Origin of the sequence: Acinetobacter sp. 479375 (genome assembly GCF_000581715.1) — a bacterium.
Lineage (GTDB): Bacteria > Pseudomonadota > Gammaproteobacteria > Pseudomonadales > Moraxellaceae > Acinetobacter > Acinetobacter ursingii.
This window is the reverse complement of record NZ_JEZN01000013.1, coordinates 58,126-82,560: the sequence shown is the minus strand read 5'-3', so window position 1 is coordinate 82,560 and position 24,435 is coordinate 58,126. Positions and strand designations below refer to the sequence as shown.

Annotated in this window: 24 protein-coding genes, 1 tRNA gene and 2 pseudogenes; 13 read left to right on the top strand and 14 right to left on the bottom strand. The window is 38.7% G+C overall.

Translation table 11 applies throughout. The features are described 5' to 3' along the window. The 4 genes and pseudogenes from J500_RS11605 to J500_RS11595 form a co-directional block, all read right to left on the bottom strand. A pseudogene (locus J500_RS11605) lies at positions 1–600 on the bottom strand (IS5-like element ISAba10 family transposase); the annotation flags it as partial. Between the two features lie 26 nt (positions 601–626). Next, complete coding sequence (locus J500_RS17400; protein WP_155757821.1) at positions 627–788, bottom strand: hypothetical protein; 162 nt, start codon at positions 786–788, stop codon at positions 627–629. Positions 789–1,239: 451 nt separating this feature from the next. Next, positions 1,240–1,581: an FKBP-type peptidyl-prolyl cis-trans isomerase gene (locus tag J500_RS11600; RefSeq protein WP_004990308.1), complete on the bottom strand. Its 342-nt coding sequence runs from the start codon at positions 1,579–1,581 to the stop codon at positions 1,240–1,242. Between the two features lie 44 nt (positions 1,582–1,625). Further along, positions 1,626–2,162 carry a YaeQ family protein gene (locus J500_RS11595; RefSeq protein WP_004990315.1) on the bottom strand — a complete coding sequence of 179 codons (537 nt, stop codon included), beginning with the start codon at positions 2,160–2,162 and terminating at the stop codon, positions 1,626–1,628. Positions 2,163–2,365: 203 nt separating this feature from the next. Here J500_RS11595 and dctA point away from each other — a divergent pair, with 203 nt between their 5' ends. After that, positions 2,366–3,625: a C4-dicarboxylate transporter DctA gene (gene dctA / locus J500_RS11590; RefSeq protein WP_034699726.1), complete on the top strand. Its 1,260-nt coding sequence runs from the start codon at positions 2,366–2,368 to the stop codon at positions 3,623–3,625. A gap of 48 nt (positions 3,626–3,673) precedes the next feature. Here the strand turns inward: dctA and J500_RS11585 are convergent, their stop codons facing one another. Next, positions 3,674–4,672, bottom strand: a complete 999-nt coding sequence (locus J500_RS11585) for a CobW family GTP-binding protein (RefSeq protein ID WP_004996514.1) — start codon at positions 4,670–4,672, stop codon at positions 3,674–3,676. Between the two features lie 498 nt (positions 4,673–5,170). On the opposite strand from J500_RS11585, the gene J500_RS11575 reads away from it, so the two are divergent. Continuing rightward, on the top strand, positions 5,171–5,404 hold the full coding sequence (locus J500_RS11575) for a hypothetical protein (RefSeq protein WP_004990327.1): 234 nt from the start codon (positions 5,171–5,173) through the stop codon (positions 5,402–5,404). Between the two features lie 197 nt (positions 5,405–5,601). On the opposite strand, the gene J500_RS11570 is transcribed toward J500_RS11575, so the two are convergent. Beyond that, positions 5,602–6,060 carry a hypothetical protein gene (locus tag J500_RS11570; protein WP_004996512.1) on the bottom strand — a complete coding sequence of 153 codons (459 nt, stop codon included), beginning with the start codon at positions 6,058–6,060 and terminating at the stop codon, positions 5,602–5,604. A gap of 265 nt (positions 6,061–6,325) precedes the next feature. On the opposite strand from J500_RS11570, the gene J500_RS11565 reads away from it, so the two are divergent. Beyond that, on the top strand, positions 6,326–7,954 hold the full coding sequence (locus J500_RS11565) for an NAD+ synthase (protein WP_034699722.1): 1,629 nt from the start codon (positions 6,326–6,328) through the stop codon (positions 7,952–7,954). Next, positions 7,944–9,008: a hypothetical protein gene (locus J500_RS11560; RefSeq protein ID WP_034699719.1), complete on the top strand. Its 1,065-nt coding sequence runs from the start codon at positions 7,944–7,946 to the stop codon at positions 9,006–9,008. Before J500_RS11565 ends, J500_RS11560 begins: the two co-directional genes overlap by 11 nt. A gap of 51 nt (positions 9,009–9,059) precedes the next feature. On the opposite strand, the gene J500_RS11555 is transcribed toward J500_RS11560, so the two are convergent. Both J500_RS11555 and J500_RS11550 read right to left on the bottom strand, forming a co-directional pair. Further along, positions 9,060–10,247: a hypothetical protein gene (locus tag J500_RS11555; protein WP_034699716.1), complete on the bottom strand. Its 1,188-nt coding sequence runs from the start codon at positions 10,245–10,247 to the stop codon at positions 9,060–9,062. Positions 10,248–10,396: 149 nt separating this feature from the next. Further along, a tRNA-Met gene (locus J500_RS11550) sits at positions 10,397–10,473 on the bottom strand. 452 nt (positions 10,474–10,925) lie between these two features. Here J500_RS11550 and J500_RS11545 point away from each other — a divergent pair. Beyond that, positions 10,926–11,612: a superoxide dismutase gene (locus J500_RS11545; protein WP_004996509.1), complete on the top strand. Its 687-nt coding sequence runs from the start codon at positions 10,926–10,928 to the stop codon at positions 11,610–11,612. A 59-nt stretch (positions 11,613–11,671) separates the two neighbouring features. On the opposite strand, the gene lysS is transcribed toward J500_RS11545, so the two are convergent. Then, complete coding sequence (lysS, locus tag J500_RS11540; protein WP_004996504.1) at positions 11,672–13,201, bottom strand: lysine--tRNA ligase; 1,530 nt, start codon at positions 13,199–13,201, stop codon at positions 11,672–11,674. 259 nt (positions 13,202–13,460) lie between these two features. On the opposite strand from lysS, the gene J500_RS11535 reads away from it, so the two are divergent. Next, on the top strand, positions 13,461–13,964 hold the full coding sequence (locus J500_RS11535) for a YqiA/YcfP family alpha/beta fold hydrolase (protein ID WP_004996503.1): 504 nt from the start codon (positions 13,461–13,463) through the stop codon (positions 13,962–13,964). A 64-nt stretch (positions 13,965–14,028) separates the two neighbouring features. Here J500_RS11535 and J500_RS11530 read toward each other — a convergent pair whose 3' ends face one another. Next, a complete protein-coding gene (locus J500_RS11530) occupies positions 14,029–14,565 on the bottom strand; it encodes an adenine phosphoribosyltransferase (RefSeq protein WP_004990346.1) in 537 nt (178 codons plus the stop codon). Between the two features lie 394 nt (positions 14,566–14,959). Between J500_RS11530 and rubA the strand changes: the two genes are divergently transcribed. The 4 genes from rubA (at position 14,960) to oxyR (ending at position 18,302) form a co-directional block, all read left to right on the top strand. Beyond that, complete coding sequence (gene rubA, locus J500_RS11525) at positions 14,960–15,124, top strand: rubredoxin RubA (RefSeq protein WP_004990351.1); 165 nt, start codon at positions 14,960–14,962, stop codon at positions 15,122–15,124. A 79-nt stretch (positions 15,125–15,203) separates the two neighbouring features. Next, positions 15,204–16,385, top strand: a complete 1,182-nt coding sequence (rubB, locus tag J500_RS11520) for a rubredoxin reductase RubB (RefSeq protein WP_004996500.1) — start codon at positions 15,204–15,206, stop codon at positions 16,383–16,385. Between the two features lie 60 nt (positions 16,386–16,445). Then, the gene (gene estB / locus J500_RS11515) at positions 16,446–17,390 is read left to right on the top strand and encodes an esterase EstB (RefSeq protein WP_004996498.1); all 945 of its coding nucleotides are present in this window, start codon (positions 16,446–16,448) and stop codon (positions 17,388–17,390) included. 6 nt (positions 17,391–17,396) lie between these two features. Then, positions 17,397–18,302 carry a LysR family transcriptional regulator OxyR gene (gene oxyR / locus J500_RS11510; protein ID WP_004990358.1) on the top strand — a complete coding sequence of 302 codons (906 nt, stop codon included), beginning with the start codon at positions 17,397–17,399 and terminating at the stop codon, positions 18,300–18,302. Positions 18,303–18,529: 227 nt separating this feature from the next. On the opposite strand, the gene J500_RS11505 is transcribed toward oxyR, so the two are convergent. Beyond that, entirely contained in the window at positions 18,530–20,029 is a 1,500-nt protein-coding gene (locus tag J500_RS11505) for a cation:proton antiporter (protein WP_004996495.1), read from the bottom strand. A gap of 251 nt (positions 20,030–20,280) precedes the next feature. On the opposite strand from J500_RS11505, the gene J500_RS11500 reads away from it, so the two are divergent. Next, a complete protein-coding gene (locus J500_RS11500) occupies positions 20,281–20,835 on the top strand; it encodes a hypothetical protein (RefSeq protein WP_004996491.1) in 555 nt (184 codons plus the stop codon). Between the two features lie 169 nt (positions 20,836–21,004). Here the strand turns inward: J500_RS11500 and J500_RS11495 are convergent, their stop codons facing one another. Continuing rightward, the gene (locus J500_RS11495) at positions 21,005–21,565 is read right to left on the bottom strand and encodes a flavodoxin family protein (RefSeq protein ID WP_004996489.1); all 561 of its coding nucleotides are present in this window, start codon (positions 21,563–21,565) and stop codon (positions 21,005–21,007) included. Between the two features lie 133 nt (positions 21,566–21,698). Here J500_RS11495 and J500_RS11490 point away from each other — a divergent pair, with 133 nt between their 5' ends. Together J500_RS11490 and J500_RS11485 are read left to right on the top strand one after the other, a co-directional pair. Then, positions 21,699–22,082 (top strand): winged helix-turn-helix transcriptional regulator, encoded by a 384-nt coding sequence (locus J500_RS11490; RefSeq protein WP_004996486.1) that lies wholly within the window; start codon positions 21,699–21,701, stop codon positions 22,080–22,082. A 14-nt stretch (positions 22,083–22,096) separates the two neighbouring features. Then, a pseudogene (locus J500_RS11485) lies at positions 22,097–22,481 on the top strand (VOC family protein). A 6-nt stretch (positions 22,482–22,487) separates the two neighbouring features. Here J500_RS11485 and J500_RS11480 read toward each other — a convergent pair. Together J500_RS11480 and cysG are read right to left on the bottom strand one after the other, a co-directional pair. Next, on the bottom strand, positions 22,488–22,967 hold the full coding sequence (locus tag J500_RS11480) for a tRNA (cytidine(34)-2'-O)-methyltransferase (RefSeq protein WP_004996482.1): 480 nt from the start codon (positions 22,965–22,967) through the stop codon (positions 22,488–22,490). A 35-nt stretch (positions 22,968–23,002) separates the two neighbouring features. Continuing rightward, complete coding sequence (gene cysG / locus J500_RS11475; protein ID WP_004996481.1) at positions 23,003–24,376, bottom strand: siroheme synthase CysG; 1,374 nt, start codon at positions 24,374–24,376, stop codon at positions 23,003–23,005. Between the last annotated feature and the right edge of the window lie 59 nt (positions 24,377–24,435).

The following is a 24,435-nucleotide window of genomic DNA, read 5'->3' as shown; positions in this document are numbered from 1 at the left end:
TGTGTCATAAGCACCATCAGCCGTGACAGATGCAATGGGTTCATCAATTTGATCTAAAAGAGGTTGGAGCATTTCAGCATCACCATATTGGCAGGTCGTGACTTCAACCGCTTGTATTTCTCCACTGTTTGCATCTGTCGCAAGATGTAATTTCAGCCATTGACGATGTTGGTTTACGCCATGTTTTTTACGCACCCATTCCCCATCACCTGTAACTTTGATCCCTGTGCTATCAACTAAAATATGCAAGTCTTCCTGTGGATTTTTTGCTGATTTATGTAGAAGTGGCTGCAGCTTATCTGCTCGCCGACTCAATGTTGAGAAGTCTGGAACATTCCAGTCGAGGTGAGCCATTTGAAAAAGGCTTTGAATGAAACCTTGTGTTTGGCGTAAAGCCAGTTGGAACAGGTTTCGTATCGTCAGGGCAAATTGAATTGCTATATCAGTGTAGGTAGGTTGACGTCCTTTTTTTCCAGTAGGTGTTGCAGACCATTGCATTTGGGGATCAAACCAAATGGTGAAAGCACCCCGTTGACGTAAAGCCTGATTGTACTCAGACCAGTTCGTTGTTTTGTATCGGCTTTTTGATTCTGTATTCATCTAACATGTATGGGGATGAAATTTATTTATGCAACAAAGCCGTCTTCATCTAGCCAATAATGCTTATCAAAATTAACTTTTTCTTGCACCCACAATCCAGGATACTCATCCTCAGTAGTATCAATCATAAAGAAGTGGTGTAGCTCTTTTAAAAGCTCTGTCGCGGTTAAATCAGAATAATCATTCATCGTCGTGGTCTCTCTTATTGTTGCTTTTATCTTAGAATTTATATGAAGCCAAATTTTCAAAGTTTGTTAGAAAATATTTAGCTTCGCTTAGCATTTATAGCATTCAGTTGTATTTTGCCTATTGATCTAATTTTACACAAATAAAAGTCAAATAAATCACATAAAATTGTTGTAAATTTATTTAAACAAGTAGATCTCTTCTAACTCAGCTTAGGTTTAGCTCGGACTATTCTTTTTTATGATGTTAAAAATTTAAGATATATAAGACTTCTTTCATCATTGTTTAAACTCTTTTATTTCTTACATAGGAAGAAATAAAAGAGACTTATGAAAGAGGTCTCTTGTTTTTTTATTCATTTAAACATCACAGTTTAAAATGCACCATAAATTGCTCACACATCGAACCTACAATATCGAAATAAAAGATTCGATGTGTGAGATGATTTAAAGTTTAATCATCACGCGTTTTGACATCGAACAATTCAATTTCAAAGATAAGATTTGAGTTTGCAGGAATAATTTTACCCATCTTGCGCTCACCATAAGCAAGGTGCGAAGGAACGATCAACTTACGTTTGCCGCCAACTTTCATTCCCATAATGCCCTGATCCCAACCTTTAATCACACGACCAGTGCCAATGACACATTCAAAGTATTGACCACGATCCAGTGAAGAATCAAACTGGGTTCCATCCTCAAGCCAGCCTGTATAATGTGTGGTAATTAAAGCTCCTTTAACGGCTTCTTTACCCTCTCCTACTTTCAAATCGATAATTTCTAGTTCTGCGGTCATGATACATTTCTCCAGATCAAATAATGTGGCTTATCTTGCCAAGATTATAACCCTTGTAACTGTGTCCATTGAATCACAACTTGCGCCTGATCACCGATGAGTGTCCACTCACCATCCATCACGTTCAGTTGTAATTGCATGGTACGCTGACTAAGTTGCTCAAGTTGTGCTGAACTCTCTGCTGAAATTTGCCAGACTTCCACATTTTCAAGGGTTTTAATTTTAGGATTTCTTTTCCACCATTCATCGACTTGTGAGCCATAAGCAATCACAGCCACCTGTTTACAACGCGCAGCCGCTTTTTTGACTTTATCTTCAGACGGCAAACCCACTTCAATCCACTGCTCAAGTAAACCTGTTAAATCTTTTTTCCATAAAGCAGGTTCATCGGTTTCAAATAAATCCTTGGTAAATTCGAGTTGTTCATCTGCATAACGTGCAAACGCCACGATACGAACCATCAAACGCTCTAAAGTTTCAGAAGGATGCAGCGCTAATGTGAGTTGATAATCACCATATTGATGCTGATCCATATCTGCAATATTTAAGTCTGCTTTATAGATTGTTGCTTTTAGCGCCATAATGAAACTGTCCATTTTTGATGGGCGCTAGCATACCCGATTTTAGCAATCAGATTGAAGTTATCGTTTTCATCTATTTTTTCAAATTTCCTGACATTGCAGCATTGTCTGATCTTTAGTTATTTTCTTTTTTTGATGGCCCAATCTCAAATTGGCGAGCTTTTTGCAATGTTTGGGGAAATTTTCGATGATGAACCTGTACAATGTGGCAAAAAATTAAATCCAGTCTTTTTCTTCAAGTCATTATTGCATTGATTTTGGGGATCGTAATTGGTCTAAGTTTTCATGATTTTTCTTTAAATTTAAAGCCATTAGGTGATGGTTTCATTTATTTGATCAAAATGCTGATTGCCCCTATCGTGTTTTGTGTTGTGGTATTGGGTATTTATGGTGCAAGTGATATTAAAAAAATGGGAAAAGTTGGTGCAAAAACCATTCTCTATTTTGAAGTAGTCACGACTATCGCCCTCATGCTGGGCATTGCCGTTGCTTATATCTTCAAACCTGGCGTCGGAATGAATATTGATATTACTAAGCTCGACAGTAAGGATTTAAGTACCTATACCGAACGTGCACACGCGATTAGTTCAGGTTCAGATTTTATTTTGCATATTATTCCGAAAACCTTATTCGGTGCCTTTACTGATGGCGACATTCTTCAAGTCTTACTGATTGCCATTTTATTTGGTGTCAGTCTGCTGCTGATTCCTAAACAATTTTCATCACTGGTCTGTCAATCCATCGAAGCTTTTTCTGAAGTTTTATTCAAGATGATGGGACTGATTATTCGTCTCGCACCTTTAGGCGTTTTAGGTTCGGTGGCCTATACCACAGCAAAATTTGGACTAGACTCGCTCATGCAACTGGGCTATCTGGTGATTTTGTTTTATTTGACCTGTATTGTCTTTGTGGTAGTGATTTTGGGTTCTATCCTTAAACTTGCAGGTTTAAATATTTTCAAGTTTTTAAACTACTTTAAAGATGAACTTTCCATTGTTTTAGGTACAGCGTCTTCAGATTCTGTTTTGCCACAAATCATGAAAAAGCTCAGAGCGCTTGGTATTAAAGATTCAACGGTCGGCTTGGTCATTCCAACGGGTTATTCTTTTAATCTGGATGGATTCTCCATCTACTTAACTTTGGGCGTTATTTTCATTGCACAAGCCTGCAATATTGATCTTTCCATGCATGACCTACTGGCTATTTTATTGGTTTCACTGGTGACATCTAAAGGCGCGCACGGTATTCCAGGTTCAGCCTTGGTGATTTTAGCCGCGACTTTATCGGTAATTCCAAGTTTACCTGCCATTGGTCTGGTACTTCTTCTTTCGGTGGATTGGTTTATTGGAATTGTCCGGGCCTGTACCAACCTCATCGGCAACTGTGTTGCGACTGTTGTCATCGCACACTGGGAAAAAGATATTGACCATGCACAGGCGAAAGCAGTGTTAGATCAAAAATAAATTGACTTATAAACCTCAAATAATCTTAAACATAGAATAGAAACCTGATCAGGTTTCTATTCTCGCAGCCAATAAATCAGTTTCCAGTTTGAGCCAGTTGTGCTCATGCTGACTAATCATTTCAATGCGGTTATCAATATTTTCTTCACCCGTTTTATAATTAAACTGTTTCGGGTTGCAATTAAAATACATCCAGCCCTGATGGGTATGAAAAATGGCTTTTATACGCAACCAATTCTGCTGTTCGCATAACACATCCAATAATCGGTCAAAATTAAAGATCCAACGACGCGGAAATTTCCAGCCAGCAACCATATAACCCTGCGCGTGTTCTACATAATGGTAAGGTAATTCTTTGATTTCAATTGCTTGTTCCGCAGTCGACTGTTGTCTTTGCTGGATCAGTAAGGGCTGAATTTTACGTTCACGGATAACATGTGCCAGATCAATCTGTTTTAGCTGAAGCTCCCCATGCGCGGCACTTAACCATTGTTGTTGGTAAACCTCATATTCTTGTTGAAGTTGCAACAATGCCTGATCATCGTCAAAGGTCATCACATCTGTATGCGAAATGACGACTATTTCAGCGGCCTTGATCTGATCTTCATAGAGATTTTGTTTGACCCAATTACTTTCATGTAATCGACTGCCATCCACCACTGTGACCAATGCCCGCATATCCAGACTACTTTGCCAATGCGGCTCAGTCAGTTGTTCCATCAATTGTGCAGGATGCCCTAATCCGGTGGGTTCTATAAATAAACGATCTGGTTTTGACTCGGAGAGCAACCGCGCCAACGCGATATGTAAAGGCAATTGGCTACTACAACACATACAACCACCAAGCAGTTCTTTGATTTCAAACCCTTGCTGCTGCGGCAAAAGCTGTTGATCAACGCCAATTTGACCAAACTCATTCATGAGGACTGCCCAGACTTCATGCTCAGGCTTTTGTTGTAATAAATGTTGCAGCAACGTCGTTTTACCTGCACCTAAAAATCCTGAAAGAATATGAGTGGGAACAGGGCTTGAATTAATAATTTTCACGTTAAACTCAGCTTATCAATCATGGGAGCATTTTGGCTTTTTCAGACGTCTTTGTAGCGACTTGATCTATCTTATTATGGATCTTTTAAAAATACCTAGCTCTTTCTTGATACATTCACTTAAAGTCATTTTGTGATAAAAATCACACCACATATTCAATAAAATAATTAAAATCCATTTATTTAGTGAAATATCCAATTTAGCTATTCTCTGTTTGTCTGTGTTTGTGTAAATATGAGTAATGACATTGGTTCATTTTTAATCATCATGAAATAAATCCATACACTTTTTACAGGATTAAATTGCATGATTTTTACAATAAAAATACAGTCACCCACCATTTGTAATTTTTGTGTAAATCTACTCGTTAAGCATTGTTGCATTGATTGCTGCCTGTCAACAGAACTTCTAGCATGATGTTCAAGCGAAGTCGTTTGATTACTCAACTCAAAGTCATTCACTGATCGCTTTTTTTAATTTAAATAAAGGATGCCTCCAATGAAACTCGTTAAAATTCTACTAGCTTCATCACTTACTTTAGCTGCTGCTACTACTTTTGCTGCAAAAGCAGATCATGCTCAAGAGCAAGAAAAAGTGGTAGTATCCACTCAAGAATCTCCAAACACAGCTACGCCTGAGTCAGCTGCTGGTCAACCTACCTCAGCTCAACCTGGTTCTGAAAATGCTGCTGAAGCTCAAGGACAAGCTCAACCTACACAGCCAGCTCAATAATCGAAGACTCTCTCAATAACAGCATTTATTTAGGTTTAAATTTCCCAGTTTAAACCAAGTGACAGAGGTTAAATCATTGCTGCGATTTGACCTCTGACGCTTTTAGATCGTTTATTTTTCTAATGATTAATCTTCAGTTTTGATCAACACACAATTCAACTTCCTATCCATAACCAAGTCAACGATACTTCTACGTTTTATTTTGGAATAAATGGAATACATGTAGCAAGATCTTGACAGGGTTGTCCTGTATGCAAGCGAATAAAATAGTCTTGTACCATCTGTGCTTGCTGTTCAATACCATATTGAAAAAACTGCTTGCCCTGCTGTAACACATAATTATATTTACGATCAAATAGAGCGGTACGAATCAGCTTAACACCTTGCTGATACTGCCAAACATGTACCAGTTCATGAATAAACCACGACTGCTTTAAAATCGTATCTTGAGTAAAATCCTCACACCAATTTGCTGGATGAAAATAAATATTGCCATTAGGGCTAATCGCATAGTGTTTTAAAACCAAGCGATGCGCCACAATTTGAATATGCTCAAGTTCAATAGATGTGCCAAACACACTCATTGCCAGTTGCTTTTCAGCATGGGTCAGTAAGCGTTTTTGAACTATCAAGTGCTTGTTTAAACCGTATATCATCTTATTTCTAAACACATCATGATTTGCTTAATATAATGCTATGATGAGTTGCTTAAAAAATGTCAATTTGTAAGTATTCCATAATAATATGCAAAAACTTGTCATTTTTTACGCCGAAAAACATTGGATTGGTATATATTATCCACCTTGCGCTTTTACGTTATACGTTAATTTACTTTGTTACCTCATACGCAAAGTTGAACAAAAAAAATGATAAATCAACATGTTGTGTATATCTATATATTTAATCTAGGATTAGGTTTGGATGAAAAGTTTTAAAATTGCCCTTGCCCAATTTTCACCGCATATTGGCAATATAGATGCAAATGCTCAAAAAATGATTGAGCAGGCGCTTGAAGCAAAAAAACAAAATGCTGATTTAATTATTTTCCCAGAACTTTCAGTGATTGGTTACCCTTCTGAAGACTTATTGTTACGTCCAGCACTTGCCAAACGTATCGATAAAGCTTTTAAACAGCTTGCTGAAGTCAAAGATATCGTCATGGTATTTGGTTTTGTACATTTGACCGAAGAAGACCAACGTTATAACTCAGCGGCGGTGATGAAAGACGGTCAAGTCCTCGGCATCTATAACAAACACAATCTACCTAACTACGGTGTGTTTGATGAAAAACGTTATTTTAATGAAGGTCATCAGCATCTTGTTTTTGAATATTTAGGTCATAAATTTGGTGTCTTGATTTGTGAAGACATCTGGTCAATCAATACGGTTAAGCAAGTCACACAGCTCAATGTGGATAGTATTGTTATTTTAAATGCATCCCCTTATGAAGTCGGTAAGCCACAACATCGTGTACAAACCCTGACGGAATTGTCTAAACAATTTAATGTGAATTTGATTTATGTCAATCAAGTCGGTGGACAAGATGATCTGATTTTTGATGGTAGTAGTTTTATTATCAATCATGACAGCAGTCTGGCACTTAAAGCACCTAGCTTTAAAGAAGCTCTTTATTTCACAGACTTTAATCCTGAAGATAAAAAGTTTAATGTGGCTGATCCATCGCCAAATCTGGATGCGATTGCTGAAATCTATCAAGGTTTGGTCATGGCAACCCGTGACTATGTTCAGCGTTCTGGTTTTCCAGGTGTAATCTTAGGTTTATCTGGCGGTATCGATTCGGCACTAACACTTGCAATTGCAGTGGATGCTCTTGGTCCAGATAAAGTACAAGCTGTCATGATGCCTTATACTTATACGGCGCAAATCAGTGTTGAAGATGCTTCTGAACAAGCACGACGCATGGGCGTAACCTTTGGGATTGCTGAAATTCACAATATTGTGAATAGCTTTATGCAAACCCTGTATCCATTTTTTGGCAACAGTCCTGCCGATGCTACTGAAGAAAATCTGCAAGCTCGTGCACGTGGTACGCTATTGATGGGATTATCCAATAAATTTGGTAATCTGGTGCTCTCTACAGGCAATAAATCTGAACTGGCAGTCGGTTATTGTACCTTGTATGGTGATATGGTCGGTGGTTTTGCAGTCCTCAAAGATGTCTATAAAACCATCGTATTTGAGTTGGCGAAGTATCGTAATAGTTTAAGTGATACGCCTGTCATTCCTGAACGTGTGATTACTCGACCGCCATCAGCAGAATTACGTCCAGACCAAAAAGATCAGGACTCATTACCTGCTTATGATATTCTGGATGCAATCCTGTATGCCTATATTGAAGAAGATCAAAGTCAGGCCGATATTATTGCCAAAGGTTTTGATAAAGCAGTTGTTGAAAAAGTCATTCGTCTTGTAGATCGAAACGAATATAAACGTCGTCAGGGCGCGATTGGACCGCGTATCAGCTCACGTGCTTTTAGTCGCGAACGCCGCTACCCTATCGTAAATGGTTGGAGACCAGATGACATCTAAGGATCAAACTGTCACGGATCAGACATTATCGCCTAGCGAACAACTTGCTCAAGCACTTCTGCTTGAGCAAGTGCGTTATTTTAAACAGCAGCTTACTGGTGAACATTCACCAGAATATCTACAGCATATTACCCATCTCATATTTAATACCTCACAACATTTGACACTTGGTCAAGTGGTGAGCCTTGAGCAACTACAAGATGTAGTCAAACGCTATGCCTTAGAAATGCAGCTTGGCGCTGGTTTGCTTGAATTTATTGGTGAAATTGCGCAAAAAATTTATTTATATATGCTTCAGTCTACGGCCACCGTCAATGACTTGGTTTCTGATTATCAATTTGAAATCTGGTTATCCAAATTTCTAGAACTCGATAATGTGCGGGTTTACTTGAACCAATTTTTGAAAAGTAGTCCTGCGATTCGGCAGTTGTGTCAGTTTATTGCTACAACGGTTTTACAAAATAAGCTTCCTGTATTATTTACAACCTCAAACTCCAAAAGTCACTTGCCAGAACGCGCTGAGTCTGAATGGAAACGTAAATTACTTCAGTTTTCGAGCATTCAGCAGCAACGCCTTGAACAAAAGCTAGAAGATTATCTAGCTGAGTTTATTCAGCAACAACTTGCTGGGTTAAGCATTTTAAGTAATGAGGATTTGGAAATTCTCATTCGTGATATTTGGGATGATGTCAAAGAGAAAACTATCTATCAATACGCCTCTCAGCTTAAACCCATTGATATTGAAGAATTCTTTGTTCTAATTTATGAGTATTGGAAAGAGTTGCGCCAATCGCCTTTAATGCAAAATCTGATTTTACATGGAGTTGAGGTGTTCTATCGTTTTTATGAAGATGAAACCCTGCAAGATTTACTGTTTGGAGTTGGCTTAACTGAACAAGATATACAAACAGAAGCTTTACGTTTTTATCCTAAGGCGATTCAGGCATTGGATGAACAGGATTTATTAGAGCCTTTAATCTTTAATCTATTGAAACCATTTTACCTTCGTTCAGATACGCTTAATATGATTTCTAAACATTTAAAATCGAACTAATCTTTAAGCTCAATACATTTTCTATTATGTATTGAGCTTAAAACCTAATAATCAAAAATAATAACCCACCGCGAGATAAAACATTTTATCCCAGCCATTCTGAGTTTGATTTCCCTGCGCCAAACTGTCAGCGTCTCCGCCGTTCATCGGGTCATTGCGACTCATAAGATATTCAGCCTGAACGCCAATGGCTTTATAATTAAATGCAATCCCACCAATTAAACGTTCTGAATCTTTATAACCTGATTCATCTTTAAAGAAACGACTATGCGATAAATACGGCTTAATATTTTCTAAGTGAAAATAGGGTTGCTCAAAGGTATAATTCACTTCATTGAGCAAATAGTGTCCTTGGTTTGCTAGTTGGTAATTGCTATCAAAAGCACCCATGGTTGAGCTGTCTGGGAACATATCGTCCTGATTATTGATCTTCTGCTGACCATATAAACTAAGCCATTGCCACTGACCTAATTGAGTCGTAGCAAAAACATTCCATGTGTTACGATGTCCATCGCGATGAGTACGTTTATTTTCAATCTCTGAATACCAAAAAGATGTCCCTAGCTCTGTACTTAGCTGACGACGTTCATCTAACTCAATTTTTTTGGTTAATCTTGCGATCCACATATTTTTTTCTTTTAAATGTGTTCCCGTCGTTAAATCATCTGATTCCACAAAGTTTGGAGTATAACGACTGGCATCTTTTGATGTGCCTTTATAATTTCCACCATCACTTGGATAGAATGCAAAGCTGGCGTGATAGTCATCATGATGAAGTTGGTATTGGATTCCAAGATTGGAAACATCCTCGAACCCTACGGTATTCATGAGCGTTTCATAATAACTACTGCCCCAAAATTCACCTAATCCAAAATTAATAGGCTGCAAACCTAAACTTATCCGTTGTTCATCATTCAACTTGTAGCCTATCCATGCGTGACGTAAAAAAACGGCATCACAAAGTTGATCATATCGATAGCAGCGTCCATCTATCGAAGCCAGCCAATCTGGATTTTCATAATCCAGCACCAGACGAATATCTGCTAAACGCCAGAGATTATTTTGACCCTCATTGGCTTTTTCCTGATAATCCTTACTATAAAAATGAGTTCGTATTGCACCTGAAAGTTTGATTTCCCCCAGATTTTCTTGAGGATCACCCCAACTTAAATCGGATGCCCATAGGCCGCTCGAGCTAAAAATAATACTTGTTGTAAGTAGTAATACTGACTTATTCATGTCATAACTTCCTGAAAGTGAGGTGATGAAAATGCATAAGTTCGTTTTTAATTAGAAAACTAAAACATTGAACTTGATGTTAACAAAAGTAGATGAACGAAAAATGTAAATAAAAAAAAAGATCACGTAAGGTACATGATCTTTAAAAATGGTGGCTATGACGGGACTTGAACCTGTGACCCCCGCATTATGAGTGCGGTGCTCTAACCAACTGAGCTACATAGCCATAAACTGTGTGCGCATTATCTATAGAAGCAGGATAAGCGTCAACACCTTTAGCGACCATCTGTTCATCAAATACTCAAATACATTGAAATACTGGGTGACATTTAAAATTTAAGAACATTTAGCATACAAAATACAATATCGGGTGATGCATGACTTAAATTCTATTGAGCAGTTTATTTGAGATAAATAAAAAATAGTATTGCTGCGTATGTTTAGACAAAAGGCTTCTGTCGTCATGGTTTGAAGCCGCCTTTTGTTTTTCTTCCGCAAAAAGAAATAAAAGAATGTCTGAAATAGGTCTAAAAATGATCAATATAAAGCTTAAAAAATATTTAATTTTCGATCAATTTGATACAAAATTTATTATATATATGTAACCAAGAATCATTCTCTATAATAAACCCGTTACTATGTGATCTGAAAAGGTTTTCGACATATAAGGACGATCCAATGACACGAGCATTTAAGACTACGCTTTTTCTTTTAACTACATCAGTCATCAGTATGTCTGCACTTGCTGACTTTAAACAAGCACCTTTACCTTATGCCAGCAATGCTTTAGAGCCCGCCATTGATCAACAAACCATGGAAATTCATTATGGCAAACATCATAAAGCTTATGTCGATAACTTGAATGCACAGATTAAGACTTATCCAGAGCTCGACAAAATCGAACTCATTCAGTTACAAAAACAGATTTCAAAATACAATACAGCTGTTCGTAATAATGGTGGTGGTCATTTTAACCATACCTTCTTTTGGGATAGCCTAGCACCCACAGCGAAAACAGGGCAACCAAGCGCAACACTGCTGAAAAAAATCAATCAGGACTTTGGTTCATTAGATGCCTTTAAACAAAAATTTAACGAAGCGGCTTCAGGTCGTTTTGGTTCAGGATGGGCTTGGCTGATCGTCACGCCAGATGGAAAGCTTGCCATCACCTCAACACCGAATCAGGATAATCCACTCATGGATATTGCTGAAACAAAAGGTACGCCTTTACTCGGATTGGATGTTTGGGAACATGCATATTATTTAAAATACCAAAATCGTCGTGCGGACTATATCAAGGCATTTTGGAGTGTGGTGAACTGGAATAAAGTCAACGAACGTTATACACAAGCCATTAAAAAATAATTTATCTGCATCAATAAAAAACAAGCGCTATTTAGGCGCTTGTTTTTGCTTTTAAAATATTAACCTTCTTTCCGACGCATATGTGGGAATAAAATGACATCACGGATACTTGGTGCATCAGCAAACAACATCACCAAACGGTCAATTCCGATGCCTTCACCTGCGGTTGGTGGTAAACCATACTCAAGTGCTTCCACAAAGTCAGCATCATAGTGCATCGCTTCATCATCACCTGCATCTTTTTCTGCAACCTGCGCCTGAAAACGTTCCGCTTGATCGATCGGATCATTCAACTCCGAGAAACCATTCGCCAATTCACGACCACCAATAAAGAATTCAAAACGATCGGTAATATGTGGGTTGTCATCGTTACGACGCGCTAGTGGTGACGTTTCCGCTGGATATTCAGTAATAAATGTAGGCTGACGCAATTTGGTTTCAACGGTTTCTTCAAACACAATCGTTTGTAATTTACCTAAACCAAAGCCAGGTTTTACCTGTTCTTTTAATACGTCTTGAGTAAATTTAGCCAAAAATTCACGGTCATTCACATTTTCAGGCGTAAATTCTGGATTATTTTCTAAAATCGCATCGAACATGGAAATCTTTTTAAACGGCCCTTTAAAGCTGAATACTTCGCCTTGATACGGCACATCTGTACTACCCAGAATATCCAGAGCCAATTTTTCTAGCATGTTTTCAGTCAATTGCATCAGGTCTTTATAATCTGCATAAGCCTGATAAAATTCGATCATGGTAAATTCAGGGTTATGACGTGTCGATACCCCTTCATTACGGAAGTTACGGTTAATTTCAAACACACGTTCAAAACCACCTACCACCAGACGTTTTAAATAAAGCTCAGGCGCGATACGCAAGAATAATGGCATATCCAATGCATTGTGATGCGTTTCAAATGGACGCGCAGAAGCACCACCCGGAATGATATGCATCATTGGGGTTTCAACTTCCATAAAACGTTCATTGTTCAAAAATGCACGAATCCCTGCAACCACTTTGGCACGAATTTCAAAAGTCTTGCGCGTTTCTTCATTGACGATCAAATCCAAATAACGTTTGCGATATTTGGCTTCGGTATCGGTTAAACCATGAAATTTGTCTGGTAATGGACGTAACGATTTGGTCAGTAATTCAAAGCCTTCAAGGTGAACATATAAATCGCCTTTGCCTGAACGACCAATATAACCTTCAGCCGCGATAATATCGCCCAGATCCAGACTCTTAATGGTTTCCAAAGTTTCTGCGGGCAAACCTTTACGGTCCACATACAGTTGGATACGACCTGTCATATCCTGAATCACCATAAATGATCCACGATTAAGCATGACACGCCCTGCAACTTTCACATAAATATGTTCAGCCGCTTCAATCTGTGCTTTATCTTGATCTTTAAATTGTTCTTGTAAATCAGCAGCGTAATGTTCGCGTTTAAAGCTGTTTGGCCACGGACTTTGGCCACTTTGCTTGGCATTGTCCTGAATTTGTTTTAACTTGGCATGACGCTGTGCAATTAAATCGTTTTCGGAAATAATGGGTTCAGAAGTCGATTGAGCGTTTTGTTGCGTCATCTCTGCCTCGATTAAGTAAAAAAATGAAGTCGTAGAGTTTAGCAGATGTCATCAGATTTTCGTATGATTTCTTCGGCTGTATCTTTGAAATTCATGTGAATCCTGTTTTCTTGAATGCTTTAACCCATCTCCTTAGACCAAAATCTAAGATTCATTCTCCACACTTCACAGTAAAATATTTAAACATTGAGGTGCTTTTAAAACGAATAGCTGTGGACATGGAATGACCAGTTTATTCAAACTACTGGTTTAAATAAAAATGTTGCAAGATCAATTTAAAATATTATTTTTGCATGGCTTGGACTCCTCGCGTGAATCCACCAAGTTTCATGCTATTCAAAGTACAAACAAGTTTTGTATTGATGTCGATTATCGCAATTTAAACTATGAAACGGTTGCACATTTTTATCAAAATATTATTCAAAGCATTCGACCAAATATTCTGATTGGACATAGTCTAGGCGGATATTGGGCGCTTAAACTCTCCAGTCAATATCAATTGGCTGCGATTGTGGCTAACCCAAGTTTAACCCCTCATTTTCGTGATGACTATCCCCCTATTGCGCCTGAAGATCTGGATAACGATCTTCCACGACTGGCTTATCTTGAATTAGGTGATGAGGTGATCGATATGCGTGAAGTTCAATCACAATTGGAAAACTATATGCTAATCGATGCTGTTGAAGGTGGTCATCATCGTCTTGAACAGCCCGAAAAGATCAATCATCTGATTGAACATATTCAAAAACAGTATTTTAAGTAAATCTGAAAATTATTCTAAAGCGCCTATAGAGAATGAGGTCTCATTCTCTTTTTATGGATATGATTTATTCAGAATAACCCTCAGATTTATTATCCAGCACATGCCAGACTGATAAACCTAAATCCGCATGAAGATCTGGCAAATCCAGTAAAATAACGGCACCCAAAACCTGATGTCCACATTTTTGACAAAGTTGATTAACCGCTTTTAAGGTTCCACCTGTCGCTAGCACATCATCTACCAAAATCACTTTTTGCGCTTCAATTTGCGCTGACATTTCTAACTGATCTGAACCGTATTCCAGACTATAACCAACACATTCAACTGGTGGTGGTAGCTTGCCCGCCTTACGCACCAACAATAAACCTTTTTGTAATCGTTGTGCCAATAACGTGGCTAATACAAATCCTCTTGCCTCCACTGCAACAAAACTTTCGACCTGTTGTAATTGTGACTCGGGAATAGCCGCAATTAATGCATCAGTGAGTAAGTCTAGTTCTTTGACAAATAAAGGAGTTAAATCATAAAAACAAATGCCTTTTTTAGGAAAATCAGGCACAGTCCGAATATGCGACCATAAAGTCTGAGCAAGAGCGGTCATAAATACAATCTAAGATGGCAAATGAATGTCTTAATTTTACACCTTCATATTTAACTAGACCAGTGAGACCAACCAACAACAAGATTATTCATTAATTATCACGCCACTTTTTCAAGAAAACCGCGATACAACCAATTGTAAAAAATCAATTTATTTTTATTCAAAATGACTTGATTGGCTTCATTGCCCAAATAACCACGCTTTTGTCCCAAGCTGCCATTCCGCTTTTATTCTGAATGATTAAACTCCTTTAATTGCTTTACTTAGCTGATGATCTGCGCAAAAATCATAAGTTGTATAAATATGATTGCATTTATCGCTAGAGTCTATATTTAGAGAATGGATTCGTTTTACGACAGGCAGCTGAAGCGAACTTATCGGGTTGGAGAATCAAATGAAAAAATATCAATGCATCGTATGTGGATGGATTTATGACGAGTCAGAAGGCTGGCCACAAGACGGCATTGCACCGGGGACAAAATGGGATGACATTCCAGATGACTGGACTTGCCCAGATTGCGGCGTTTCAAAAGCTGATTTTGAAATGATCGAAATCTAATATGTTTCATCAAGACCATGTACAATTCATGGTCTTTTTACTTAAAAGTTAATCATTTACTGTGAATGGAGAGTACGCAATGCATCCTATCGTCATCATTGGATCAGGCATGGCAGGTTACACGTTGGCTCGCGAGTTTAGGAAATTAAACCCAGACCATGAACTTCTCATGATTTGTGCTGACGATGCAGTAAATTATGCTAAACCGACTTTATCTAATGCACTTGTTGGCAATAAAGCACCTGAACAAATTCAGTTGGGTGATGCCGAAAAAATGTCAACACAACTCAATATGCAAATTCAGACGCATACATGGGTCAAAGAAATTCATGCAGATCGTCATGAACTAGTCATAGAAAAAGATGGACAACAAAACATCCAACCCTATTCAAAATTAGTGCTGGCTGTAGGTGCAAATCCGATTCGTCTCGCCATTGCAGGCGATGGAAGTGATGACATTCATGTGGTGAATTCACTGATTGATTATCGAGCATTTCGTGAAAATCTTGCGCAATGTAATGACAAACGTGTGGTCATTTTGGGCGCTGGGCTCATTGGCTGCGAATTTGCAAATGATCTTCAAAATACAGATCATGATGTCACCGTCATTGATTTATCACCTCGTCCTTTAGGTCGTCTATTGCCAGCCCATGTAGCCGAAGCATTCCAACAAAATCTAGAACAAAGTGGCATTCGTTTTGTACTTTCAACCACAGTTGAAAAAGTCACAAAAATAAATGATGGGCAGGATTATGCGGTTACACTTGCCAACGGGCAGACCCTCGTTGCAGATATCGTCCTTTCAGCCATTGGTTTACAGCCTAATATCTCGTTGGCAAAAACCGCCGAGATTCAAACCAGTCGCGGTGTCATTACCAACAGTTTACTCGAAACGAATCAAACTGATATTTTTGCAATTGGCGACTGTGCCGAAGTCAATGGAACATTGCTTCCTTATGTTATGCCAATTATGCAGCAAGCTCGTGCACTCGCCAAAACATTAACTGGACAAACAACGTCTGTACATTATCCTGCCATGCCCGTTGCTGTTAAAACACCAGCGGCACCTCTGACTGTACTTCCCGCCCCTGTAGATGTTGACGTCAATTGGGAAACTGAAGAGCTTGAAGATGGCATGCTTGCAAAAGCTTCAGATGCTGAGGGGACATTACGTGGCTTTGTACTGCTTGGGCCAACAGCAGCAAAACAACGTTTAACCTTAACAAAACTCGTTCCAGACTTGATTCCAGCCCAAATTTAAGGTTTAAATAATCCAAGGCATTTATCTTGTTAAATGCCTTTTTGGAGAATCAAAAGAAAAATGAATAGCGCCTTGGAATACAAAGTTTCACCTTACACCTCATTTATGCATGAAACAAAAGTCAAACTGAGCAATGGACTTGAACTTCATGTCGAAGTCGGTGGCGATCCTAAAAAACCAACGATTTTATTGGTGATGGGCTTGGGCGCCCAAATGTTATTCTGGCCTGATTTCTTTTGTAAATCATTGATCGATCAAGGCTTTCATGTCGTTCGTTTCGATAATCGTGATATTGGTCTTTCCTCCAAGATTCGACATAAAGGAAAACGTTTAAATACGCTTAAGCTCATGGGACGCTTTGCATTAGGCTTAGGCAATCAAGGCGCGCCTTATACCCTTTATGATATGGCTGAAGACGTATCCATGTTGATTGATGAAATGCAATTGGGTAAGGTTTATGTACTCGGGGCATCTATGGGCGGGATGATTGCCCAGATTGTTGCGGCGAAATATCCTGAAAAAGTAGAAAAATTAGGTTTATTATTTACCAGTAATAATCAGGTCTTGCTACCGCCTCCATTTCCCAAACAGCTTTTTAGTCTGATTGGTAAGCCTAAATCCAATGATGAAGATGGTATTATTAATCATAGCCTAAAACTTTATGAAATTATTGGCTCACCGGGTTATGTCAATCAAATGGAAGCCATGCAAACTGCACGCAAACTTTATCAACGCAGTTATCATCCTGCGGGCGTGTTACAACAATTTTTAGCCATTTTATGTACAGGTTCATTACTACAACTTGATAAGCAAATTCAACAGCCCACCCTTGTTGTTCACGGATCACAAGATCGGTTACTTCCGCCAAGTCATGGTAAAGCTGTTGCCAAAGCAATTTCAAATGCCAAATTTGAATTAATTCATGGAATGGGGCATGATATCCCTGCACATTTTATTCCACAACTTAGCGGTTTATTTGCGAACCACTTTAGAACATCAAATTAGGACACTATGGCTGCATTACCATCATTGAGACAGCTGTCATACTTAGTGACGCTGTCAGAAACGTTGCACTTTACAGAAGCAGCACGTCGTTCTTTCGTCACGCAGTCGACTTTGTCGGGCGGGATTATGGAACTTGAACGTTTGCTTGGTGGCGTTCTGGTTGAACGTGACCGCCAAAATGTGCGTTTAACTCCGCTTGGTGAACAAGTGGTTGCGCGAGCTCGTGTTTTACTGGCAGATGCTCAGGATTTGATGCGTTTAAGTCGGGAAATGAGTGAACCTCTCACAGGAGATCTCCATTTGGGGATTATTCCGACCATTGCGCCCTTTATTTTGACACCACTTCTTGAAGAGGTGCATAAGCAGCTTCCTAAGATTCAGCTGCATCTACACGAAGCACAAAGTGAAAAAATTGTAGAGCGCCTTGAACATGGCAATCTGGACATGGTGCTGTTGGCTCTACCATTTGATACCCGCGGCTTAAAAGTCTCAGAAGTTGCCAAAGAAGACTTATACCTCGTCTGTAATAAACATGATCAACATTCTTTAAATGCTCAATCTCTGGATGATCTTGATTTATCCAGATTGATGCTTTTAGAAGAAGGTCATTGTTTACGTGATCATGCTTTAAGTGCCTGCCCAATTGGCGAGCGTAAAAATGACAATCGTCTGAAAGCCAGCTCCTTACCTACCCTGATTGAAATGGTATCTTCAAACTTAGGTTTTACCCTATTACCTGCGATTGCAATTGAAACGCATATGTTAAAAGGCAATGATGAGTTAGTAATCAAACCACTTCAGGATGCTCCAAGTCGCACCCTCGCCTTAATCACGCGCAAAAGTACTCCACTTCAAAGCGAGTTTGATGTGATTTTAGGTATTTTGAAAAAGATTACAGCGAATTTGAATTAGCGTTTCTATTTTAAAGAGTTTTTGTAATATACAAAAACTCTTTTTTTATGGCTTAGTAGTTAACCCAAATCCTGTTTAAGCCAATGATTCCATAATTTGAATTTTTGGCTTAAACAGCATTCATTCGGGTTAAAATATAATTTATGAAAGAAGTCTAATAAAAAAGCTAAAAGTTACATCCATAAACTTTTAGCTATATTGAAAACTACCTAAAAAGAACTAACCCATTAAAAATTATCAGGATTCTCTAAACGTTTAACCTCTTCAATTTTATTAGGATTATGCACAGAGGCTATTCCATCTTCTGATTTTTTATCAATAATGACTTCAGGGTTGTAAATCGTAATAGTCTCCATTCCATTGGCATCTTCACCAACAATATATTTAAACCCACGCCGATTCATTTTATGGCATAACTGCTGATACCAACCTTTAAACCCTTGAGTTTCCTCATTCGGATTATAATAGAATGCATTCATCACCGCAGGTAAACCCAAACCACAAACAACACCCGAAAGAAGTACGCTAATAAATGTATAACCAATTAAAATACTACTATATTCACGTAATTCAGGAACGTTTGCGACTGCTAATATTAATGCTAAAGAAATCCCTCCACGTACGCCACCCCAAGATAATATCGTCAAACTACCATTATAACTCTTTGATCTAAATGATGGAAAAAATGAGAAGGATAAAAAGTTTGCTGCAAATCTGGAAATATGTAGCGCAATAAATGCAAGAATCCCACCAAAAATCATGCTTGCATTTAAATCCAGAATAAAAAGTTCAAGCCCAATTAATGTGAAAAGGAAAGAATTAATAATCCCTTCCACGGTATGCCAGAAATGATTAACTTCACGGATTTCTCGTTCCTGTAATATTTCTTTCCATTTGTTACCTACGATTAATCCCCCAATCACACAAGCAATCGGTGCGGAAGCATGGGCGAATAATGCCACCAAATAAGAACCACAAGCGAGTAATGCTGTTGTTAAAATCAGCGATTCCATTTCATGTTTCCCACGAAGTAAGCGTAGAATCCCCAAACCGAATGCCCAGCCAATCATCGCAGCAACGACAATCTCATAAACGAAATTTTCAAGTGTATGCATCAGAGAGAAATGCTCCCCTTGCAATACATTGAGTAAGGTCATAAATACCGCAATACACATAGCATCATTAAATAAAGATTCACCTTCTAATTTAACGATTAGATGATGGGGAGCGCGAACTGAACTCAGTACACCCTTAATACCGATCGGATCTGTTGCACCCAAAGCGGATCCTAAAAGGAGTAATACAAGTATAGGAACTGGATGACCAATCAAAAATTGAAAACCATACATTAACCCTGCAAAAAGAATCGCACAAAGCAATAGTGCAATCGTGGCCAGTATCCCGATCGGTTTCCAATGGTTTCGTAAATCAGATATTTTAAATTTGAGCGCTGAGGAGGTTAAGATGAAGCAGATCACACCATTGATTAAAAAGTCATAAAAATCAATCCCCCGTACCGCTTCTTCAATATTATGGATATTGATGGTGATAAATTGATTGCCTTGAAGTAAGTTCGCCCCCCATTGCAAAACAAATACCAACACCGCCGAAACAATAGGCACGCCAATGGCTTGAGGAAAATCTAAAATTCGCTTATTGAACATCGTAGTTGCAATTGAAAGTGCAAATATAACGCTCAGTGCTTGTAGTAAAAAATAATTACCCATAAAAGTCCTTCACTTATTACAGGAATAACCGAAACCGTTTTCAATTATTTCTAATAAAAATACACATCAAAATGTCATTTCAAAGTCATGATAATTTTAACGAAAAGTTTCTCTCAATCTGTGAAATAATTAGCTTTTTTAACATAAAATCTACCCATTCAAAGAGTGTATGATGTTTTTACAATCAACATGCTTGAACAGGTTCGAATGTTAAAGTCTTGGGTTTAATTTTAAAATTTTAGTAGATGAGTATGCATCAAACGATCAAGAAAATATTCCGCTTGAGTCTAGCGATCTGTATTTTTGTAATTACTGCCGCTTTGGTCATCACATGTCTTATCAAAGCGCAGGATATTTTAAACAGTAATGAGCTGTATGAAAGTCGAAAAGTCGTGCATTTTGATACAGATGCAGATCATCAATACATCTTGATGTCGAATAATCAAAAACCAGATCAATCTGCGCTGATCGTGCTAAAAGATCACGGTTATGTGATGAAGCTCAGTTGTGAACACTATTTAAAAACTGTTTGTACGGATCAATACAATCTATTTAGTACACGTTACATCCGCAAAGCGACTATTCAATCAATCGGAAATTATCTTTATTTTCAAAATATTCAATGGATAGACATTCAAAACAATCAACCCACCGCTTTGACTTGGTCACAGCAAGATATTCAACAGTTTTATCAGAATGATATAGACAATTTAAAATATATCTTAGGCGCATTGATTTTATTTTCATTGAGCGGATTGTACGTTTGTTATCGGATCATACGTGATTTTAGAAAATTCATTGGTTAGTTCACATGATGATAAAGATAAATTGAACCTCAATAACCTATCCCATTTTTTATTTTTCAACTTAGATTTTCAATAAAGAGTGACAATGGAAATTGGCTCAAATTTAATCAGTTTGCGATCCAAAAGTTGTCGGATTGATCTGTTAAATCTGAGCCAATATTGAACACCATTATTTTGTTAGGCTAAACCGATCGGTAATCGTTTGAATACGCTCTGCATAACTTTTGACTGTTTCAATATCACCTTCTGGAATTTCATCCACACTGGCATCCGCAGGAGTTTGAATCAGTGCACCGACTGAACCACCCAGATTATTGATGTCCTGACGGGTTGCTGTTTTAGTATTGGCAGGCAATAAACCTAAACTGACCCAAATACCACCATGTTGTGATGCCAATGTCTGGAACTGAATTAGAGTGACTTGTTTATCACCATTTAGACTTGCACTGTTAGTAAAACCACCAAAAATTTTGGCTTGCCAAGCGCGCGTAAACCATTTCTTAGAGCTTGCATCGGCAAATTTTTTAAATTGCCATGGTGCCGCAGCCATATAGGTTGGTGCTGCAAATACAATTGCAGCAGAATCGTCTAGCGTCTGCCAGTCTTGATCCTGAATATCACCATCCTGATTAATTTCAATCAAATTCGCTTCAATTTGTGCGGCAAAAGTTTCTGCCAAAACCTTAGTGTGACCATAGCCTGAAAAATAAACCAGAGATACCTTAGCCATTAGAAATGCCCTATTTGCATGAAGATACTTTAATGATATATTTTAGAAACTAGGTGTCAATTAGTTACCAATAAGTAACCGAGTGCTTTCTCGTAAAATATTTACACAAAAGCCACAATTTAGGAGTACAGTCGTGAATTCTGCCTGCGGATATAATGTCTATAGTCAAAATTGTCCTGCACGTCTTTTTTTTGAAAAAATTGCAGATAAATGGGTACTCTTGATTTTAAATGTCTTGGAAGAACAACCGATTCATTTCAATTTGCTCAAGAAAAAAATTGAAGGGATTTCTCCAAAAGTTTTATCGCAGAAACTTAAAATATTGGAACGAGATGGTTTTATCCTTCGGCAAGTACAAGACAGTTCACCCATTCGCGTCGAATACCGTTTAACCGATTTAGGTCGCGATGTTTCGCAAACAGCTTTACAACTCAAAGGATGGGCAGAAACGCATATTGAAGCTGTTCTTAAAGCACAACAAAATTATGATTTATCTCAAAGCACAGCGACATCATAAAAAAGAGAGATAGAATGACACCCCAACCTTTAATTGCAGTTCAAAATGTCGAACTGAGTAGTCAGTGGTATCAACAGGTTCTTGCACTTAAAAGTGGTCATGGCGGTACTGAATACGAACAACTGCTGAACAAACAAGGTGAAATGGTTTTACAGCTACACCAATGGCAAGCGCATCATCACCCTTATTTGGGCAATCCTGATGCCGCCAAAGGTAATGGTGTTGTGCTCTGATTTAAAACCTTTGATTTTGATGACTTGATACAGCGTTTACCAGATACATCAAGTCAACATTCTGGAACAACCGAAAGCCAATTTAAATGCCAACCATCGCGAAGTCTGGTTTAAAGACCCTGACGGTTATGTCATTGTGGTTGCAAGTCCTTATGGAGATATTTAAATCTTCTTATGATAAAGGCTGAAAACCTTGTTGCCGCCATGCTTCATAGACAATCACTGCCGTTGCATTCGATAAATTCAGACTGCGTGAGTTTTCTGCCATCGGTAAACGAATCCAGTTTTTTTGTGGAAACATTAAACGCACATGCTCAGGCAAACCGCGCGTTTCAGGTCCCATCAATAATGCAACCGAACGATTTAAATCAACTGTATGTAGTGTCGCACTGCCTTTGGTGGTTAATGGAAAAACTTCAGATTCAGTAATTCCATGCGCTTTAAGATATTCAAGGCATTGTTCAATATTGTCCCAGATCTTCATCCGCGCATATTCGTGATAATCCAATCCTGCGCGTTTCATTTTTTTATCATCAAGCTCAAAGCCTAAAGGTTTGACCAAATGTAACTGCGCACCTGTATTAGCGCATAAACGAATAATATTACCCGTGTTGGCAGGAATTTCAGGCTCAAACAATACAACGTGGATCACAAAGTCTCTCTACTAAATAATTGGAACAATTCGGGTTATAACCATTGCAATTGTTCACGCAAACTGACCACTTCACCAATAATGGTCAAAGTTGGTGCATGGATATGGTATTCGGCAACTTTAGATGCAATATCAGAGAGTGTACCGACCACTACTTTTTGTTCAGGAGTTGTTCCTTTAGAAATCAAAGCGACAGGCATATCAGGACGTTGACCATGTGCAATCAATTGCTGGCAAATATGCTCAAGCCCGACTAATCCCATATACAGCACAAGCGTCTGATTTTCATACACCAGTTCATTCCACGGTAGTTCTGGCGAACCTTCTTTTAGATGCCCGGTCAGAAAACGTACACTTTGCGCATAATCACGATGGGTCAGTGGAATACCCGCATAAGCTGAACAGCCTGATGCTGCGGTAATACCTGGCACCACCTGAAACGGAACACCGGCTGCAAATAATTCCTGAATTTCTTCGCCACCGCGTCCGAAGATAAAGGGATCACCACCTTTTAAACGGCAGACACGTTTTCCTGATTGTGCGTATTGAACAAGTAAAGCATTAATGCCATCTTGCGGTACACTGTGATTGGATCGTGCCTTACCCACATAGACTTTTTCGGCATCACGGCGGCAAAGCTCTAAAATCGGAGGAGAAACCAAGCGATCATAAATGACTACATCTGCTTGTTGCATCAGACGCAAGGCTTTTAAAGTCAATAACTCTGGATCACCCGGCCCAGCACCCACCAAATAGACCTCACCTTTAGGCGCAGTCCATTCAGAAAGCGCCTGTGCCATCATTTGATTGGCGGTTTCCAGATTGTCATGAAACACCTGTTCTTTAAGCGGACTGACATACAGTTCTTCCCAAAAAATACGGCGCTCATCTGGATTGGTAATCTTGGTCTTAACGCGGGTACGCCATTGTCCAGAGAACTCAGCGAGTTTCCCCATACCATGTGGAACCAGTGTTTCAATCTGAGTACGCAACTGACGTGATAGGACAGGTGAAGCCCCATTTGAGGCGACAGAAATCACTAATGGCGAACGATCAATAATCGCAGGCATCATGAAACGACAGTTGGGAATATCATCCACACTATTCACCAAGAGATTTCGGAGTTCGGCTTGCTCAAACACACGTTGATTAACCGCAGCATTATTGGTTGCCGCAATGACTAAACGATAAGCCTGATCTAAATCACTGTCTTCAAATACTTTTAAATACAGTGTCCCTTGGCTTTGTTCAACTAGAGTTTGAAGTTGCTCCTCAATTTCAGGTGCAATTACATCAAGAATTGCACCCGCCTTGACCAGTAATAGTACTTTGCGATAGGCAATATGCCCCCCACCCACGATCAGACAACGTTGCTGTTGCAACTTAAGTGAAATTGGAAGAATTTCCACAGCCGACCTCTACATCTTGATTTTGGGTAGGTTAAAGCAAAAATCATGCACAATAGATA